The organism is Microbacterium sp. 20-116 (genome assembly GCF_041079415.1).
Lineage (GTDB): Bacteria > Actinomycetota > Actinomycetes > Actinomycetales > Microbacteriaceae > Microbacterium.
The window spans coordinates 72,956-91,209 of the sequence record NZ_JBFYGP010000008.1 but is presented as its reverse complement, the minus strand read 5'-3'; the positions used below and the strand labels follow the sequence as shown (position 1 = coordinate 91,209).

At 67.2% G+C, this 18,254-nt stretch carries 16 protein-coding genes and 1 pseudogene; 6 read left to right on the top strand and 11 right to left on the bottom strand.

Annotation, left to right across the window (positions count from 1 at the left end; all coding sequences use genetic code 11):
• Positions 1-79: 79 nt before the first annotated feature.
• Positions 80-1,507 (bottom strand): CCA tRNA nucleotidyltransferase, encoded by a 1,428-nt coding sequence (locus AB6V29_RS14305; RefSeq protein ID WP_369359446.1) that lies wholly within the window; start codon positions 1,505-1,507, stop codon positions 80-82.
• A 52-nt stretch (positions 1,508-1,559) separates the two neighbouring features.
• Positions 1,560-3,074, bottom strand: coding sequence for a methyltransferase (locus tag AB6V29_RS14300; RefSeq protein WP_369359444.1), 1,515 nt, complete (start codon positions 3,072-3,074; stop codon positions 1,560-1,562).
• A gap of 107 nt (positions 3,075-3,181) precedes the next feature.
• Between AB6V29_RS14300 and AB6V29_RS14295 the strand changes: the two genes are divergently transcribed.
• The 4 genes from AB6V29_RS14295 to trxA all read left to right on the top strand — a co-directional run bounded on the left by AB6V29_RS14295 (position 3,182) and on the right by trxA (position 8,470).
• Positions 3,182-5,428 carry a DUF6049 family protein gene (locus AB6V29_RS14295; RefSeq protein WP_369359442.1) on the top strand — a complete coding sequence of 749 codons (2,247 nt, stop codon included), beginning with the start codon at positions 3,182-3,184 and terminating at the stop codon, positions 5,426-5,428.
• The gene (gene murJ / locus AB6V29_RS14290; protein WP_369359440.1) at positions 5,425-7,023 is read left to right on the top strand and encodes a murein biosynthesis integral membrane protein MurJ; all 1,599 of its coding nucleotides are present in this window, start codon (positions 5,425-5,427) and stop codon (positions 7,021-7,023) included. The genes AB6V29_RS14295 and murJ overlap by 4 nt, the downstream gene beginning before the upstream one ends.
• Positions 7,024-7,097: 74 nt before the next feature.
• A complete protein-coding gene (gene trxB / locus AB6V29_RS14285) occupies positions 7,098-8,084 on the top strand; it encodes a thioredoxin-disulfide reductase (RefSeq protein ID WP_210075525.1) in 987 nt (328 codons plus the stop codon).
• A 62-nt stretch (positions 8,085-8,146) separates the two neighbouring features.
• Positions 8,147-8,470, top strand: coding sequence for a thioredoxin (trxA, locus tag AB6V29_RS14280; protein WP_056225032.1), 324 nt, complete (start codon positions 8,147-8,149; stop codon positions 8,468-8,470).
• A gap of 270 nt (positions 8,471-8,740) precedes the next feature.
• Here trxA and AB6V29_RS14275 read toward each other — a convergent pair whose 3' ends face one another.
• The 3 genes from AB6V29_RS14275 to AB6V29_RS14265 all read right to left on the bottom strand — a co-directional run bounded on the left by AB6V29_RS14275 (position 8,741) and on the right by AB6V29_RS14265 (position 11,057).
• On the bottom strand, positions 8,741-9,088 hold the full coding sequence (locus AB6V29_RS14275; protein WP_369359437.1) for a tryptophan synthase subunit alpha: 348 nt from the start codon (positions 9,086-9,088) through the stop codon (positions 8,741-8,743).
• 80 nt (positions 9,089-9,168) lie between these two features.
• On the bottom strand, positions 9,169-10,140 hold the full coding sequence (locus AB6V29_RS14270) for a ParB/RepB/Spo0J family partition protein (protein ID WP_369359435.1): 972 nt from the start codon (positions 10,138-10,140) through the stop codon (positions 9,169-9,171).
• Entirely contained in the window at positions 10,140-11,057 is a 918-nt protein-coding gene (locus tag AB6V29_RS14265; RefSeq protein WP_369359433.1) for a ParA family protein, read from the bottom strand. The genes AB6V29_RS14270 and AB6V29_RS14265 overlap by 1 nt, the downstream gene beginning before the upstream one ends.
• A 3,106-nt stretch (positions 11,058-14,163) precedes the next feature.
• Between AB6V29_RS14265 and AB6V29_RS14260 the strand changes: the two genes are divergently transcribed.
• Both AB6V29_RS14260 and AB6V29_RS14255 read left to right on the top strand, forming a co-directional pair.
• Positions 14,164-14,538 (top strand): VOC family protein, encoded by a 375-nt coding sequence (locus AB6V29_RS14260; protein WP_369359432.1) that lies wholly within the window; start codon positions 14,164-14,166, stop codon positions 14,536-14,538.
• A 71-nt stretch (positions 14,539-14,609) separates the two neighbouring features.
• A pseudogene (locus AB6V29_RS14255) lies at positions 14,610-14,798 on the top strand (transposase); the annotation flags it as partial.
• 263 nt (positions 14,799-15,061) lie between these two features.
• Here the strand turns inward: AB6V29_RS14255 and rsmG are convergent.
• The 6 genes from rsmG to rpmH are packed head-to-tail and all read right to left on the bottom strand — an operon-like array spanning position 15,062 to position 18,132.
• Positions 15,062-15,691, bottom strand: coding sequence for a 16S rRNA (guanine(527)-N(7))-methyltransferase RsmG (gene rsmG, locus AB6V29_RS14250; RefSeq protein ID WP_210075536.1), 630 nt, complete (start codon positions 15,689-15,691; stop codon positions 15,062-15,064).
• Positions 15,692-15,699: 8 nt separating this feature from the next.
• Positions 15,700-16,203, bottom strand: coding sequence for a R3H domain-containing nucleic acid-binding protein (locus AB6V29_RS14245; RefSeq protein WP_210075538.1), 504 nt, complete (start codon positions 16,201-16,203; stop codon positions 15,700-15,702).
• Between the two features lie 15 nt (positions 16,204-16,218).
• A complete protein-coding gene (gene yidC / locus AB6V29_RS14240) occupies positions 16,219-17,292 on the bottom strand; it encodes a membrane protein insertase YidC (protein WP_210075540.1) in 1,074 nt (357 codons plus the stop codon).
• Between the two features lie 2 nt (positions 17,293-17,294).
• Positions 17,295-17,651, bottom strand: a complete 357-nt coding sequence (gene yidD / locus AB6V29_RS14235; protein WP_307314125.1) for a membrane protein insertion efficiency factor YidD — start codon at positions 17,649-17,651, stop codon at positions 17,295-17,297.
• Positions 17,648-17,986 (bottom strand): ribonuclease P protein component, encoded by a 339-nt coding sequence (gene rnpA / locus AB6V29_RS14230; protein ID WP_115916435.1) that lies wholly within the window; start codon positions 17,984-17,986, stop codon positions 17,648-17,650. The genes yidD and rnpA overlap by 4 nt, the downstream gene beginning before the upstream one ends.
• Positions 17,987-17,994: 8 nt before the next feature.
• Positions 17,995-18,132: a 50S ribosomal protein L34 gene (rpmH, locus tag AB6V29_RS14225; RefSeq protein WP_013584598.1), complete on the bottom strand. Its 138-nt coding sequence runs from the start codon at positions 18,130-18,132 to the stop codon at positions 17,995-17,997.
• Positions 18,133-18,254: the final 122 nt, after the last annotated feature.

The following is an 18,254-nucleotide window of genomic DNA, read 5'->3' as shown; positions in this document are numbered from 1 at the left end:
GTCGGCGTGTCATCGTCGGCGTGTCACCGACGAACTCCGCGCGACGGTCCCGCCCACCGGCGGGAAGCCTGGCCCCGGTTCAGCCCCGCGCCGCCCACCATTCCCGCAGGCGCTTCTCGGCTTCGTCCTCGCCGAGCACGCCCTCGTCGAGTCGCAGGTCGAGCAGGAAGCGATACGCCTCGCCCACCTCGCGACCCGGCTTCAACCCGAGAACCTCTTGAATGCGGTTGCCGTCGAGCTCGGGGCGGATCGAGTCGATCTCCTCCTGCTCGCGGAGCGCCGCGATGCGGGCCTCGATGTCGTCGTACGCGGATGCCAGGCGCTGGGCCTTCCGCTTGTTGCGGGTGGTCACGTCGGCACGCGTGAGGATGTGCAGACGCTCGAGCTCATCGCCCGCGTCGCGCACATAGCGGCGGACCGCGGCATCCGTCCACGCCCCCTCGGCGTAGCCGAAGAACCGCAGGTGCAGCTCGACGAGGCGCGAGACGACGGTCGTAGTCGCGGCGTCGAAGCGCAGGGCCTGCAGGCGCTTGCGCGCCATGCGCGCGCCCTTGATGTCGTGGTGGTGGAACGTCACTCCACCGCCCGCTTCGAGGCGACGAGTGGCGGGCTTGCCGATGTCGTGCAGCAGCGCTGCCAGGCGCAGGGGCACGTCGGGTGCGGCATCCGGGTGACGCTGCTTCTCGAGCGCGATCGCCTGGCGCAGCACCGTGAGCGAGTGCTCGTAGACGTCTTTGTGGTGGTGGTGCTCATCGACCTCGAGGCGGAGCGCCGGCACCTCGGGCAGGAACTCGTCGATCAGACCGGTCTCGACCAGCACCCGGATGCCGCGGACCGGGTCGTCCGTCTGCATGAGCCGCACGAGCTCGGCCTGCACACGCTCGGGGCTCACGATCTGCAACGACGTGCGCAGCTCGGTGATGGCGGCGAGGGTGTCGGGGTCGACGGCGAAGTCGAGCTGCGACGAGAAGCGCGCCCCGCGCAGCATGCGCAACGGGTCATCGCCGAAGCTCACGGCCGGGTCGATGGGGGTGCGCAGGCGCCCCGCGACCAGGTCTTCGACGCCGCCGGTGGGGTCGACGAGCGTGCGGGCGGGAACCCGCAGCGCCATCGCGTTGACCGTGAAATCACGACGGCTGAGGTCGGCCTCGAGGGTGTCGCCGAACGCGACAGTGGGCTTGCGGGTGACCCCGTCGTAGCTGTCGGCGCGATACGTGGTGATCTCGACCTGCTCGCCCCTCACCCGGGCACCGATCGTGCCGAAGGCCCGACCCACGTCCCATTGCACCGACGAGACGGGCTTCACCAGCGCGAGGATCTCGTCGGGGCGGGCGTCGGTCGTGAAGTCGAAGTCGTGGGTGACGCGGCCCAGCAGGGCATCGCGCACGGGACCCCCGACGATCGCCAGGTCGCGACCGGCGTCGGCGAAGACGCGGGAGAGGTCGGCGACCACGGGATGCGCGGCGAGCTCCTCGAGGCGCGCGAGACCCTCAGCCATGTTCAGCATGCCTTCGAGCCTATCCGGGGCCGCTGGACGCCACCGAGCGAGGGGCGGTGGATCAGTCGTCTGCGAAGCCCACGAACCCCGTCACCAGCAACTCGCGCACGCGCGGCAGCAGATCCGCGCGCAGGGCTTCGGCATCCACCTCCATCAATTGGGCGATCGCATCGATGAGAGCGCCCACCGCCAGGTCGCCGTCGCATGCGCCGACGAGGGCCGCGAGCCCCGGGTCGACCTCGAGCGTTCGTGCGAAGCCACCGCCCTGACGCAGTTCGATGACCGAGGGGTCCTCCTCGCCCGGGCGGTGGTGGCGTGCCTCGGTGACGTCGGGGGCGACGCGCAGCACGCTCGCCGCCAAACCCTCGTCGTCGAGCAGCGCAGCTCGGTCGTGCGCGGCGAGGGATGCCGACAGGTGCGGACCGAAGGCCGATTCCCCGCCACCCGAGACGCGCTCGTAGCGCGCGAGCGTGGGTCCACCGGCGAGAGGTCTGCGCAACAGCACGTACCCGAACCCGACACCCGTCACCCCGCGACTCGCGAAGTCCTCGAGCCACGCGTCGATGAGACGCGCGTAGGCGGGGGTCCCGGGCACCGTACCGCCGTCGCGCACCCACAGCTCGGCGTAGGCGAGGGGGTCGAGCACCTCGCGCTCGATCACCCACGCGTCGAGCGACGATCCGACCCATCCCCGCACGCGGTCGAGCCCCGACTCGCCCCAGCGGTACTCCCAGTTGCCGAGCGATTGCGCCACCGCGCCGGGCGCGAGGTGCTCCCCGACACCCGAGATGACCGATGCGACGAGCGAGTCGCCCTCCATCCCCCCGTCGCGGTACTCGTACGCGGGCACCTCCGCGACCCGCGGCGTGATGACGAACGGGGGATTGGATGCCACTCGGTCGAAGGTCTCACCGGCGACGGGCTCGAACAGGGAGCCCAGGCGGGTCTCGATCCCGTCCACCCCGTTCACGAGGGCGTTGAGGCGGGTGAAGCGCAGGGCGCGCTCGGAGATGTCCGTCGCGACGACGCGATCGACGAGCCGGCGGAGTCGAAGGGCCTGGATGCCGCAGCCCGTGCCGATGTCGAGGGCAGAGCGCGCGCGACGGGTGAGCTGAAGGCGCGCGAGCGTCTGCGACGCCCCGCCGACGCCGAGCACATGGTCCTCGGGAAGAGGACCCTCGAGGGCTGCTTCATCGAGGTCGCTGGCGATCCACCATTCGACCTCGCCCTCGTCGTCGGCGAAGGCCTGAGGCCTCACGAGCACCGCCGGGGTCACGGCATCCCCCGAGATCTCCAACAGACCGAGGGCCGCAGCCCCGTCGACGCGCAGGGTGGGAAGAGCCGCCTCGGCGTCACCGCGGGGGACGGGCAGCCCGAGCCCCCACAGGCGGCCCAGCACGGCGAGGGCGTCGCCGCGATCGCCCAGGGCCCGGGTGGCGGGGCGGCGGAGCCCGCGGGCGACGGCGTCGTCGGCCTGCACCCCCCACGCGTCGCGGAGGGCCGCACTGGTGTAATCCGCCGCGCGAAGGTCGTCGGCGAGGGCCTGGCACAGCTGGGGATCGGGTTCGGGAAGCACCGGTCCATTCAATCGTCTGCGCGAGGCTATCGGGGGGCTTGTAGGTACGCGGGCCTAGACTCGCAGGCGGTGCGAGGCCCCCTCGTTCCGCCGACGATCGTATGACCGTGACCTCCCAGCCTTCGGGCGCACCCGTGCCGCGGCGCTCCTTCACGCGCCGGCTCCTGGCGACCCTGGCCGCCGGGGCCCTCGTCGCGGGCATCGCACTGCCGGTCACGACCGCCTCCGCGGCCACGCCCAGCCCGTCGCCGTCGGCCTCGACCTCTCCGTCGGTGCTCACCGCGGCGCCCTCGGCGAACGGCATCCTGCGCCCCGGAGATGCCCTGTCGGTCGTCGTCACCGTCGCGGCCGGCACCTCGCCCGTGGCCGCCGGGCCCGTCACCCTCTCCCTCGGGTCCGCACCCCTCGCCGACGACGCGTCGATCGACCGCTGGCTCAGCGGTGATGCCTCGGGTATCGCTCTTCAGCAGATCGCCGTGGGAACACTGGATGCCACCGCCTCCGGCGCCCAGTCGACCACGACGCTCACGGCACCGGGCACCGATCCGGCTCTCGCCAACCGCGGGGCGGGGGTCTACCCCGTGCTGGCGACCAGTGCAGGACTGACCGCCCCCAGCGTGGTCGTCGTCCCCGCCGAGGCCGGCGCGCAGACGCCGATCGCGCTCGTCGTGCCGATCACCGCGGCGCCCCTCACCCGAGGGCTGCTGACGGCGAACGAACTGGCCGAGCTCACCGCTGTCGACGGCGCCCTCTCGGCGCAGCTCGACGCGGTCGACGGTACGGCCACGACTCTGGCGGTCGACCCCGCCATCCCCGCCGCGATCCGCGTGCTCGGCTCCGCGGCCCCGCCCACCGCGGTGTCGTGGCTCCAGCGTCTGATGGCCCTCCCCAACGACCGGTTCGCCCTGCAGTTCGGCGACTCCGACGTCGCGGCTCAGCTGCACGCCGGGCTGACGGCCCCGCTGACCCCCACATCGCTGCAGAACTACATGACCGCGGCCGACTTCGTGCAGCCGGCGCCGGCCGTCTCGGCGGTGTCGACTCCCGAACCCGCGCCGAGCACGACGCCCGGCCAGCCGACCTACCCGTCCCTGTCGACGCTGCTCGACATCGGAGTCGCCACCCCCCACGTCTACTGGCCTGCCACCGGATCCGCGGGTTCGGATACCGTCGCCGCCCTGGGCGCCCTCGGCAGCACCGATGACCCCACCCACGTCCTCATCCCGTCGACGAACGTCTCGGGCGGCGGCCGGCAGGCCTCCGCCCGCGTCGGAGGGGTGTCCACCCCGGTCTACGACGCCGAGGTCTCGCGTGCTCTCGCCGACGCGGCGGGGCAGAACGACAGCACCCGGCGCGGAGCCTCGTTGGCGGCCGCCCAGGCGTATCTCTCCATCGCACGCGCCGCCACCGGCGACCAGCCGGTGCTCGCCGTCCTCGACCGGGGCACCGACCGCTCTCGTGTGAGCCTGCGCGCGACCCTCGGCCTCGCCGCGACAGCGCCGGGCTTCACGGCCTCGACGCTGCGTACGGTGGCTGCCCTCCCGGCATCCGAGGTCTCCCTCACCACCCCGACCGTCGACGCCGCCCGTGTCGAAGAGGTCCGCAACCTCCTCGGCGACGAACAGAGCATCGACCGCTTCGCCTCGATCCTCGACCAGCCCGAGCTCCTGACCGGGCGCGAACGCGCCGAGGTCCTGCAGGTCACGAACGTCTCGTGGACGGGGGATGCCGCCCGCCAGGCCGTCTCCGACCACCGCGACGCCACGCGCACGACGCTCGACTCCGTCGGCATCCTGTCGTCCGACTTCCGCCTGGTCAGCTCCAGCGCCCCGCTGCGGCCGTGGGTACGCAACGATCTGCCCTGGCCGATCACCGTCGTCATGGCGGTCCGCACCAACGACGTGCGGCTTCGCGTCCAAGACCACACGACCATCGACGCCCAGGCCTCCGCCAACACCCGCGTCGAGGTCCCCGTCGAAGCCCGCATCGCCAACGGCGAGGTCAGCGTCGACCTGCAGCTCTACAGCCCCACGGGCGTGCCGATCGGTTCGCCTCAGGCGGTCGACGTCGAGGTGCGCGCCGAGTGGGAGAACATCGGCATCGTGGTGGTCATCGCCCTCATCGTCGGCTTCCTGAGCCTCGGAGTGGTGCGCACGGTCGCCCGTCGACGCCGCTTGCGTGCCGAAGAAGCCGCACCTCAGACCCCTCACGACGACGAGCCCGCGGACGGGATCGTCCTGAAAGATCCGGATGCCGACGGGCGCAGCCCCGCGGAAGACGCCGAGGACTTCGAGCACGACGACCAGACACCCCGCGCGACCGCGTCGGAGACCGAGCAGGAGACACGCCCGTGAGCAGTATCGGACGGGCCAGCGTGCTCATCGGAGCCGGGACCATCGCGTCCCGCGTGAGCGGGGTGCTGCGCACCATCGTGCTCGTCGCGGCCATCGGTTCGCAGAGCAGAGCGGGTGACGCCTTCGCCGTCGCGAACCAGCTCCCGAACAACATCTACGCGATCATCTCGACCGGCCTGTTGACCGCCGTGGTCGTCCCGCAGATCGTGAAGGCCGCCGCGCACGCCGATGGGGGACAGGCCTTCATCTCCAAACTGTTCACCCTGGGCACCGTCGGTCTGCTGGGCGCCACCGCTCTCGCGATGATCGCCGCCCCGCTCCTCGTGCAGGTCTACGCGAGCAAATTCACCGGGGGCCAGCTCGCGCTCTCGACCGCTTTCGCCTACTGGTGCCTGCCGCAGATCTTCTTCTACGGGCTGTACGCGCTGCTGGGCGAGATCCTCAACGCCCGGCGCGTCTTCGGCCCGTACACGTGGGCGCCGATCGTCAACAACGTCGTGTCGATCGCGGGTTTCGGGGCGTTCATCCTGCTGTTCGGCGGTCCGCAAGAGAACGTGGGCGCGTGGACCCCGTCTATGATCACCCTGCTCGCGGCCACGGCGACGGGTGGGATCGTCGTGCAGACGGTCGTGCTGATGTTCTTCTGGCGCCGCGCAGGGCTCACTCTCCGGCCCGACTTCCGGTGGAAAGGGGTGGGTCTCCGCCACATCGGACGGCTTGCCGGCTGGACCTTCCTGATGGTCGTCGCCGGTCAGCTCGCCGGGGTCGTGCAGTCGAACGTCCTCTCCGGCGCGTCCGGAAACGACCCCGCGATCTTCGCGTCGCAGAACGCCTGGCTGCTGTTCATGCTCCCGTATTCGATCATCGTGCTTTCGATCGGGACGCCCTACTTCACGCAGCTCAGCGAGCACGCCACCGCGGGACGCGACGAGGACGTGCGTGCGGACATCGCCCGCAGCATCCGTACGCTCGGGTTCTTCATCGTCGCGGCCACCGCCGCCCTCGCCGTGGCCGCCGTTCCCGCGAGCCGGATCTTCACCAAAAATCCCGAACAAGCCCTCGCGGCGGCTCCCGTGCTGTGGTGCTTCCTGGTGTCCCTCGTGCCCCTCGCCGTGCTCTTCGTCATCCAGCGGACGTTCTACGCCTACAACGACACGCGGACCCCGTTCTTCTTCACGCTGCTGCAGTGCGTGCTGGTCGCCGCGGGAGCCCTTGCGGCCGGCGCGGCCCTCGACCGCTCGGAACTCGCCGCCGGCGTCGCCCTCACCCAGTCTTTCGCCAGCATCGTGCAGGTGATCGTCGCGACGATCCTGCTCCGTCGACGGCTCTCCGGCATCGGCACGGGCTCGTGGCTCCCCGCGCTTGGACGCTTCGCCCTGGCTGCGATTCCCGCCGCCGCCGCCGGATGGGGGACCCTGCTCCTTCTGGGCGGACCCGAAGGATGGATGACGAGCAGCGTCGGGACCGGAATCGCCGGCGCCGCGGTGCTGGGCATCGTCGTCCTCGCCGTGTACATCGGCATCCTGGCCCTCTTCCGCACCCCCGAACTCGCCCCGGCGCTCGCGCTCGGTCGGCGGTTCCTCCCCAAGCGCTAGCCCCGGGGGCTGCGGAATACCCCGCGGCTACCATGGGTTTCATCCGACGGAATCAACGAGAGGAAGGCGCAAACGTGCGTCACGTCATCATCATCGGATCGGGCCCGGCCGGATACACGGCCGCCATCTACGCTGCCCGAGCCAACCTCGAGCCCCTCGTCGTCGCGAGTTCCGTCGAAGCCGGCGGCGATCTCATGAACACGACCGAGGTCGAGAACTTCCCCGGGTTCCCCGACGGCATCCAGGGTCCCGACCTCATGGCCAAGATGCAGGCGCAGGCCGAGCGCTTCGGCGCCCAGGTCCTATACGACGACGTCGTATCGCTCGAGCTCGACGGCCCCGTCAAGAAGATCACCCTCGGTAGCGGCAAGGTCGAAGAGGCCGTCTCTGTCATCTACGCCACCGGGTCGGCCTATCGCAAGCTCGGCCTCGAGGGCGAAGACCGCCTGTCCGGCCGCGGCGTCTCGTGGTGCGCCACCTGCGACGGCTTCTTCTTCCGTGACCGCACCATCGCCGTGGTCGGCGGTGGCGACTCCGCGATGGAAGAGGCCAACTTCCTGACGAAGTTCGCGTCGAAGGTCTACATCATCCACCGCAAGGACTCCCTCCGCGCCTCGAAGATCATGCAGGAGCGCGCGTTCGCGAACCCGAAGATCGAGTTCATCTGGAACAGCGCCGTCGACGAGATCCTCGGCGACGAGGCCGTCAACGGCGTGCGCCTGCGCTCGACCGTCGACGACTCCACGCGCGAGCTGCCACTGGACGGCCTGTTCGTCGCGATCGGAAACGACCCCCGCACGCACCTCGTCCACGACAAGCTGCAGCTGACCGACCAGGGCACCATCTGGGTCGACGGCCGTTCGTCGCGCACGTCGGTCGAGGGTGTCTTCGCCGCCGGCGACGTCATCGACCCGACCTACCGGCAGGCCATCACGGCCGCGGGCAGTGGCACCGTCGCCGCACTCGACGTGGAGCACTTCCTCGCCGCGCGCGGTGAGGCCGGCGAGCCCGCCGTCGCCGAGAGCCCCATCGAGGGCCTCCCCGACGCCGCGGTCGTCTGAGGAACAAAACCGAGCTCACCGGCGTTTTCACCAACTGACGCTTTCATCTAAGGAGAAATGCAATGACTGCCAAGGCGACGACCTCCGCAACGTTCGAGCAGGACGTCCTGCAGGCCGACGGACCCGTTCTCGTGGACTTCTGGGCCGAGTGGTGCGGACCGTGTCGCATGGTCGCCCCCGTTCTCGACGAGATCCAGAACGAGAACGCGGGCAAGATCACCGTTCTCAAGCTCAACGTCGATGAGAACCCCGACCTCGCGATGAAGTACCAGATCACCTCGATCCCCGCGATGAAGGTCTTCCAGGGCGGCGAGGTCAAGACGACCATCATCGGTGCGAAGCCCAAGTACGCGCTCGAGCAGGATCTCGCCGCCTTCCTCGGCTGAGATCTCTCGTCTGAACGTCCCCGGCGCCTTCTGGTGCCGGGGACGTTTGCGTTATGGGTACAGGGTTGTCGAAGAAGGGCCCCGGGGGCGCCGGAACTCCAGTAGCAGGGGCATCGAGCGTTCAGACAGCGAGACACCGACACTCTCACCGTTGCGGGTCACCGCGCGATCACCCTCGGACGAGATCGGGATGCCAGGACTCCTGGAAGTGCGGAGCACGTTCTCGTCGGTCAGATGATGAGTGCGGCCCCACGGGGGCCTGAGCGCCCCTCAGGAGGCGTCGAGGCGGGCGCTGGCATCCCAGCGCCGATGCGGCTCTTCATCGCCCAGGATGCGCCATACGGCCTTCGTGAGAGCGGGGTAGTCGAGGGCGATCTGCCGGAGCACACGGTAATTGCGTGCGCGGGTCGGACGGACGCCGCCGTTCTTCGAGATATTGTCAGCCCGCAGAATGAGCACGACCAGCTCGTCGACACTCGGTAGGTCTTCCATGAAGTCCCACGGGTCTTCACCCCCGCGCAGGCGCTCGTGGATCAAAACCGCGAGTTCGTCGGAGGCCTCCGCGCGCAGAAGCTCGAGGCTAGCGCGACGGCGCGGCTTGTCGTCGTTCGCTGTCACCGTTCCAGCGTACGTCGAGCCGCTGACATCGGGCCTCGGAACCCGTTCGCTGACCGCAAGAGAAGCACCCCAGCGAGCGCTCAGCCCGTGTAGCCCTCTTCGCCCCACGTCGCGAGAATGCGATTGAGGTCTTGAATGCTTGCAAAATCAATGCTGATCTGGCCTTTTTTCGCGCTCAGCGAGACCCGCACCTTGGTATCGAAGCGATCACCGAGCCTGTCGGCGATGGCGTCCAGACCCAGTTGCTGCGACCCGGCCCGGGGCTTCTGGCGCACGGGTGCAACGCCGGGCATCTTGGCCGCAGCTTCGGCCGCCCGCACCGAGAGATCCTCGTTGACGATCTTGTCGGCGAGCTTCTGCATTTCTTTGGGGTCGTCCAGCGAAAGGATGGCACGAGCGTGCCCAGCACTCAGGACACCCGCAGCGACGCGTTGCTGCACGGGCACCGGCAGCTTCAGCAGACGGATGGTGTTGCTGATCTGCGGGCGGGAGCGACCGATACGCGTCGCGAGCTCCTCCTGCGTGATGCCGAAGTCCTCCAGCAACTGCTGGTAGGCGGAAGCTTCTTCGAGCGGATTGAGCTGCGACCGGTGGAGGTTCTCCAAGAGGGCATCGCGGAGGAGGTACTCATCCTCGGTCTCGCGCACGACAGCCGGGATCGTCTCGAGCCCCGCCTCGCGAGACGCTCGAGTACGGCGCTCACCCATGATGAGTTCGTAGGTGCCGTCGCCCTTGTCCCGCACGACAACAGGCTGCAGAACTCCGAACTCACGGACGGAGTGGATGAGCTCCGCCAGATCGTCGGCGTCGAAGTGCGTACGTGGTTGGCGCGGGTTGGGAACGATCGACTTCGGGTCGATGTGGACGAGGCGCGCACCGGGCACCGTGACGAGTGACGAGTCGGACGTCTGATCGCCAACGGTCTCGACGGGAGCGTCCTTGCCCTTGACGTTCCCGTCGGGGAAGAACACGTCGACGGGACGCGCCTCCGACGGCTCCATGGTGGGGATGAGGGCGCCGATACCGCGGCCCAGACCGGTCCTCTTGGCCATCAGGAACCCTTCTTCGTGGTGTCGCGAGCGACGATCTCCACCGCGGCCTCGCGGTAGGCAATGGCGCCCGCTGACTGGCCATCGTACGCGATGACGGTCTGTCCGAAACTCGGAGCCTCCGAGACGCGTACCGAGCGGGGGATGACGGTGTTCAAGACCTCGTCCGTGAAGTGCAAGCGGACTTCCTCGGCGACCTGTTGCGCCAACCGGGTTCGTCCGTCGTACATCGTCAACAGAATGGTCGAGACATGTAAGCCCGGGTTCAGATGCTTCTGGATCATCTGCACGCTACCGAGTAGCTGACTGAGTCCCTCGAGCGCGTAGTACTCGCACTGGATGGGAATCAGAACCTCATCGGCGGCCGTGAAGGCGTTGATGGTCAGGAGCCCGAGAGATGGGGGGCAATCGATGATCACGAAGTCGAGACGATTTTCATCCCGATCGAGGTAATCACGTAGCGCTCCGCGGAGGCGATGCTCTCGCGCGACCTGCGACACGAGCTCGATCTCGGCGCCGGCGAGGTGGATTGTGCTGGGTGCGCACAAGAGGTTGGGGGACTCCGGGCTGGTCTGAATGATGTCCGCGAGAGGGAACTCATCTATGAGCACGTCGTACACGCTCGGAGTATCGGCACTATGCGCAACGCCGAGTGCCGTCGACGCGTTGCCCTGGGGATCGAGGTCGACGACCAGGACACGAGCTCCGACCGAGACCAGCGCCGCCGCGATGTTAACAGCCGTCGTGGTCTTACCGACCCCACCCTTTTGATTCGACACCGTGAACACGCGCGTGCGACCCGACAGCTCAACAGACGTCTCTTCGAGAGTCCGTCGACGGGCGGAGAGATTCGCGATCTCTCGTGCGATCGGGGAGTCGTCGAACGAAGACGACGCGGGCGCCTCATCGGACTGTTTCACGTGAAACGCACCTCTCCGTCGGCAACTCGCCCAGTCTACCCGCGCGCCCGGTGTGTGATGGCAGGGGCAGCGACTGGGCACGCCGGACCTTTCGTCGCTGCACACGCATCAGTCCCCGGGTCGTAGTCCCGCGAGCTCATGAGGGGGCACCCGGGTGCAGGGTGTCCGTTTTTGGCGTGATCTCCCGCCACGCCTTGTCATTATGTTTCACGTGAAACACTGAGTCCGCCCTACTCCTCCATCGTTTCGCGCCATCCGGGGCGGTGACGAGAACCGTCGGACAACAGCCCAGGGTTCCGCGACGCGAGTTCGGTGCTGGGTCAGCTGGCTACTCTTCAGCCGCTTACACTCAGCCGTCAGGGGCTAGCAATTGTGTTTCACGTGAAACTCTTCCGCCAGGATCCAAGCGGGCTCAACGCGTGTCTCCACCTCAGGATTGCGACCCTGGCGAGTTCGCCGCTCACCAACGTCACAACGAGACAAAGGCGGATCGTCTAGTGGCAGCGCGCGTTCACGGTCGATTCAAGGTACGAAGTAGTGCCTCGTAGCTCGATCTCACGCGCCGGTCGTCGGGCGGTCTCCATGACTGCGCAGCTGGCGTGCGCGCACCCCCTCAGTCGAAGCGCGCTGTGGAATCAAGAAGCAGTGCTAGCGCTGCATTGGATCGACTGGGAACCGAATTCGTATGGGCGTGAGCGAGCGAGACAGGGGATACGGGAGGCGAGACCTCTTCGTCGGTAATTGATTGACGTACCGCACCCGCCCGCTCCCGCTCAACGCTCGCACCAGCCGGCGGCGAGCGAGCGACCAGCCGTACGCACCCAGATCTTCACTCCGCGCAGACGCGCCGGGGTCACCCATCGACCTTCGGTTCACAAGCGAGGACGCAGCGAAGCCCACCCTTCTGCACCGACCCCGCGGTCGGAGCTCTGTCGCTGCGCCCCCAGGCAACGTCAGCCTCGCAGCAGACGCCGGGTCAGGTTCTGCGTGTAAGCGAGATTGCGGATGGAGGCCCGTCCCGTTTCGCGGCAGCGCAGCAGCAACAACTGGGCAGCAACACGGAAGACTCCCGCTGTCACCAGCGAGTGCCGGCAGCCCACGCAGAGCCCTACGCCCGTGGCAGTTCACGGCAGAACGCCCACCCGCATCCGCCTATGGGACTTTGCGCGAGAACGTAAGCGCCCCACCTACGGAAGATCCCGTCAAAACGTACATACTTCTGCCAACTGTCGGGCCAAGCGACCGCTCGTGGTCGCCCACAGAGGGCCGACACAGTGGTCCCCGATCGATGACCGCACACTATCCGCCCGGGGGCAACCGAGCGGCATGTCGAACTCGTCTTACCGCCGCGCAACTCGCTCGATGTTCTCGCTTTCAGCAGCCTCGGCGTCTTCTTGCGACCGCGTGACGCGACTTTCCTAAACTAGGACTACTGGCAGTTCTCGGAGCAGAGTCCGGCGGGGCTCGAGCTTCCCTCACGTTTGGTCCGTGCTCCAACTCCGCGCGGATCACGGCACTCCCTGCAGGCCTGGAGTTCACGACCCCACTGCCCTCGTCACAGGGCCTGTTTCACGGGAAACATCTCCGAAGAGAGGACTGACACGGCAAGCTCGGCGAGAACCTGGCGGGGGAGCGGGAAACGGGCCACCGCCCGCAGCATTGCAATGCGCCGTCGATGGAGCGGCTCGCCATCAAGGGTCTCCTGTGGGACCGCGACTCGACCCCCACGAACGAGTCACACCAGATTACCGCTACCCAGGTACGGCGATGCCGGTGTTTCACGTGGAACAACTGAGGAGAGGGGGTAACACGGTGAAATCGGCGAGACCCGGGCAGGGGAGGGAGAAGCGGGCCACCCCCCGCAGCGTTGCAATGCACCCAACGGTGAAGCGGCTCGCCACCGTGGGATTCCTGCGGGACCGTGTCCCGAGCCCACAAACAAGTCGCACCAGATTTCCGCTACCCAGGCACCGCGATCCGATGTTCCACGTGAAACATCCCCGAAGAAGGGACTGATACGGCAAACTCGGCGACAACCCGGCGGGGAGGAGGAAACGGGTCGCCGCCCGCGGCACTGCAATGCACCGTCGGTGACGCAGGTCGCCATCGAGGGTCTCCTGCGGCACCGCAATTCGACCCCACGAACGAGTCACACCATGGTGCCGCTACCCAGGTGCGGCAGTGCCGATGTTTCACGTGAAACAGCGTGACGGAGCGGGCCGCCTGATGGACTTTTTCATCTGCAGTCAGCACGGAAACTGGATGTCCAAGTCGGACGCTGGAGCGACGCGCGCGAACGTGCCACGAATGGAACAGAACCGTCACTCGGCCGAACTTCGTATACGAACAACCCCGCCGTCTCCATCTCACCACTTAGGCCAATCAGCTGTAGTTGACGTTTCACGTGAAACACCGCGTGTTACTGAAGCATCCCCACACTCTCCCGGATACCTCGGATCCGACCATCGCGCGCCACTGACGCTGCACCGGGCCTAGCGGCTCCTGGCCACTTCCGCAGCGCTACCACCTCGCGCCACTGCCATACGTACGGACGATCTAACGTGACACCAAACGGCACCGGCGCACCGCACAGTCCGACCGACAGCGCGCCGGGGGAGCCCACTTCGCCGCAGCATCGCAATCCCCGCCGTCGACCACCAATAGCCTCCGAGTCCAAGCCAGGCTGTTGCCACGGGTGGGGGAGAGTCCCCTGCCCCATCCGAACCATCACCAAAGCCAGTCAATGACCCGTTCCCTCATCCGTGAAGATGCGTAAGCCGATTTACCCGAGTGGGTCTGATGGCCCAGCGCCTGATCCCGAGAACCCGCGACGGGTCGGTGCGCCTCATACCGATCGCGCGCCCTACGCCTCGCTCCCGCGATCACTGCCGTCTACGAACCCTTTGCGGCGCCGTGAAAATTCCGCCAGGCACAATGGCAGGCAGATTGCCATGGTGTGGCGACCACCCTCCCCGCGTCAGCGGCAGAGGGCCCGGTTCGCGACAAGGGCGTGTCCGATAAACGTTTCCGCTGTGCGGCATCGGGTGGGCGCCTCCGTGCGGCTATACCCTGCCAGCGTCTGGTTGTTTCCACTATGGTCGTGGGCATGACCAGGGTTCACGTACGAGCGACGTACGTTGAGATCCCGGCAGAGGATTTGGAACGTGCGGAACGCTTCTACCGCGGTCTCTTCGGTGCCTCGGTGCGGCGGACGGTCGTTGACGGTCATCAGTGTTACATCCTCGATGACGATTCGGACGCAGCGGGCGCGGTCATCGCTTTGATGCAGGGCAAATCGTACGTTCCATCCATCGATGGCACTCGCGTCTACGTGTCGGTGGACAACGTCGAAGCAATGGTAGCGAGGGCGCAAAAGCTCGGTGGATCGGTGCTGTACCCCGTTACAGAAGTCGCCGACGGCCTGATTGTTGCAGAGCTGGCTGACAGCGAGGGTAACCGGATCGCCCTCAGCAACCAGTAGTGCGGGCGTGACGTGTCGCTGACGGGGCGAGCCCACCGCGATCCGTTGGGGATGTCTGAGACGCCCGGCTGATGTCGCGGATTCACGTACTTTCGGATGCTCAGTGGGCGTTGATTGAGGAAATGCTTCCCCGCCCCACCGGTCGGCCGGGGCGGAAGTTCTCCGACGCGAGGCTGATGGTCGAGGCGATCATCTACCGTTACCGGTGCGGGATCGCCTGGCGGGACCTATCGCAACTGTTCGGCCTATGGCAGACGGTGTGAACCTGTCATTATCGGACGGCTGTCACCGGAACCTGAGACACCGATAAAACGAGAACACCGCGGAACCCCAGGCGATCCGCGAGCAAGACTTCGACCGTCATTCACCTGCGTCTACTCGTGGATCGAACGCACACGACACGGACGAGACAGCCGGCTGAAGTCAGGCCGCCGGTGAGGCGAAAGGGCAAGTATCCATAGGAAGTACATAGGAAACAGCATGAGCCGATGCCGCTCGCTGAAGTGAATGGCGAACTGGAAGGTCAACGACTGACGGTGGCGAGAAAGACCCGCGTCGGCTCCTCGAGGACACCCTCGCCGACGACTTCGACAGAGACATCGCTGAGGCCGTACTTGCGCACCTGCTTCGAGGCGGCCTCGACCTCGGCACCGACATTGGCGCCCTTGAGAAAGACCAGACGACCGCCGGGACGCACCAGGGGAGCGGTGAACGGCAGAAGGGTCCGCAGAGCACTCACCGCACGAGCTGTCGCCACGTCGAACACTCGACCCTCAGCCCACTCCTCGCCACGCATACGCGCGACGGTGACGTTCTCCAATTCGAGCTCGGCCACCTGCTCCGACAACCACGCCGTACGGCGCTCCATGGGCTCGATGAGCGTCCACTCGACGTCCGGTCGGGCGATGGCGAGCACGAGCCCGGGCAGGCCGGCACCAGAGCCCACGTCGACGGCGCGACCCTCGAAGAACGGCGCCGCGATAGCGCTGTTCAGAATGTGACGCGTCCACAGTCGCGGCACCTCGAGCGGGCCGATGAGCCCACGTTCCTCGCCGTGGACCGCGAGATTCTCGGTGAAGCGACGAGCCTTCTCGAGATTCACACCGAAGAGCGTCGATGCAGCACTCGGCTCACTTTCGAGCTGTTCCGGCATCCTGAGGCTCAGCCGCGGCGGAGCACGGTGTGACGATCGGCGCCCTCACCGAAGGACTCGGACGAGAAACCGCGATCGGCCGCGATGTCGTGCACCAGCTTGCGCTCGTAGCTCGACATCGCCGGGAGCGATGCCTGCGACGCACCCTCGTCGAGACGAGCGATCGCCCGATCGACGAGGTTCTCGAGCTGACGCTGGCGCGCGTCGCGGGATCCACCGATATCGAGGATGAGCCGTGAGAACCGGCCCGTCGCATTCTGCACCGCGAGACGCGTGAGCTCCTGAAGAGCCTGCACCGTGTCGGGGTGCGAGAGGGTCGACAGAGCCGCCGCATCCTCGGCCTCGACAGAGACGTACGCGCGTCCTGCGCGCACGTCCATGGCGAGGTCACCGTCGATATCGGCGATGTCGAGAAGGCCCTCGAGGTAGTCGGCGGCGATGTCGCCTTCCTGCTCGAGCTGTTCCTCGGTGGCGGCAGTCTGCTCGGGTGCGATCTGATCGGACGTCGTCATCGTGATCTCCGGTTCTCAGGAGGCGGGTGCGGAACCGGCGTTGCCAGCGGATCCACCCGCGGCGCCGGTGTTCTTCGTGGACTGCTGCTTCTTCGCGCGCTGCTTGCCCACCGGCTGCTGGCGCTTCGGCTGGGCCGCACGAGCCTTCTCGGTCTCTTCGAGCAGTCGCTGCTGCTCAGCGCGGTACTTCTCGATGGGAACGACCTTGCCCGACGAATCGATGGCCTTGCCCTTGCGCGCCAAGCGCTCCTCGCGAGCCTTCGCGGCGTCGGAACCGGGAGTCGGCATCTCGCGGATGACCACGAACTGCTGAACCATCGTCCACAGGTTGCTCACGAACCAGTAGATGACGACACCGAGCGGGAAGAACACACCCGAGAAGATGAACGCCAGCGGCAGGATGTAGAGCATGATCTTCTGCATCTGGTACGCCTGACCGGTCTTGGCCTCGGGCGACAGGTTCTTCGAGATGATCTGCAGCTGCGTGAAGAACTGCGAGCCGATCATGAGCACGACGAGCGTCAGCAGAATCGCGACGGTGACCTGGCCATCGGCCTGGCCCCATGCGGTGACCAGGTTGACGTGCATGGACGCCACATCGAACAGGCGCGCGTCGTAGAACTCGGTCGTCAGTTCGGGAGTCAGCAGACCCACACCGCCGATACCGCTCGCGGCGTGCTTCGACACGTCGTTCAGCACGCTGAACAGCGCGAAGAAGATCGGCATCTGCACGAGCAGGGGCAGGCAGCTCGAAACCGGCGTCGTCCCGTGCTTCTTGTACAGCGCCATGGTCTCGCGGCTCATCGCCTCGCGGGACAGCTGGTCGCGCTTGCCCTTGTACTTCTCCTGCACCTTGCGCAGCTCGGGAGCGATCTCCATCATCTTGCGCTGGCTCTTGATCTGCTTCACGAAGAGCGGGATCAGGGCGGCGCGCACGATGAGCACGAGGCCCACGATCGACAGAACCCAGGTGAGGCCGGCCGCGGGAGCCATGCCCAACGCGGTGAAAAGGGCGTGCCACCCCACCAGCACGAGTTCGACCACCCATTTCAGTGGCCAGAGGATGGTCCCAATGAGATCGAATTGCACGATCAGTCCTTTCGGGAGGGCACGACGAATCCGTGCCGAGTGAGTTCGTGGCGGAAGGCCCGATGAGGACGGACGTCGTCGATGCCACCCTGAGCCCAGGGATGACAGCGTGCGAGACGGGCCGCGGTGAACGCGATGCCCTTCACGAGTCCATGCTGCTGCACGGCACCCACCGAATAGGCGGAGCAGGACGGGTAGTACTTGCACACGTCGCCGTAGACGTGCGAGATCGTCGCTCGATACGCGTGCAACAGCGCCAGCCCCGCATTGCGGGGGAGGAGCGGGATGGATGCCATGACACCGTCGGCCGTGAGCCGACCGGCCCCCGTGGACGAGGTCGGGAGAGTCGAGGCACTCATACCGATGCTTTTCGTTCGAGGCATCGCACCACTTCGGCGCGGAGAGTCGGATAGTCGACGGTCGCGGCCGAGGGCAGCGCACGGATGACAATCGAGGCGCCCCCGCGAACAGACGGGAGCGCCTCGGCGCACACCGCCTTGAGGCGGCGGCGAATGGTGTTGCGGGTGACTGCGGAGCCGACCTGTCGACTCACGATGAAGCCGAACCGGGGCGAATCGGTCTCAGCCGAGGTTCCGACGTAGGTCACGGTGTGCGCTCCGGCACAGCGAGTGCCCCGTCGGACCGTGGCTTTGTAGTCCGATCCGCGGGTGAGTCGGTTCGGCTTCGCGAGCACCGGGTCCGTCAGGCCGAGAGCTCGGTGCGGCCCTTGGCGCGACGTGCGGCCAGGATGCCACGGCCGGCACGCGTACGCATGCGGGCGCGGAAGCCGTGCTTCTTGGCGCGGCGGCGGTTGTTGGGCTGGAAGGTGCGCTTGCTCATGGGTCACTCCGGAGGTGATGTCGCCCGATGCTCTTCTGCCGGGGACGGGGGTCGGGACTGCCGTATAGGCATAAGTCAACCGACTAAGGCTACGTCGAGCGCGGCGTTAACTCAAACCGAGA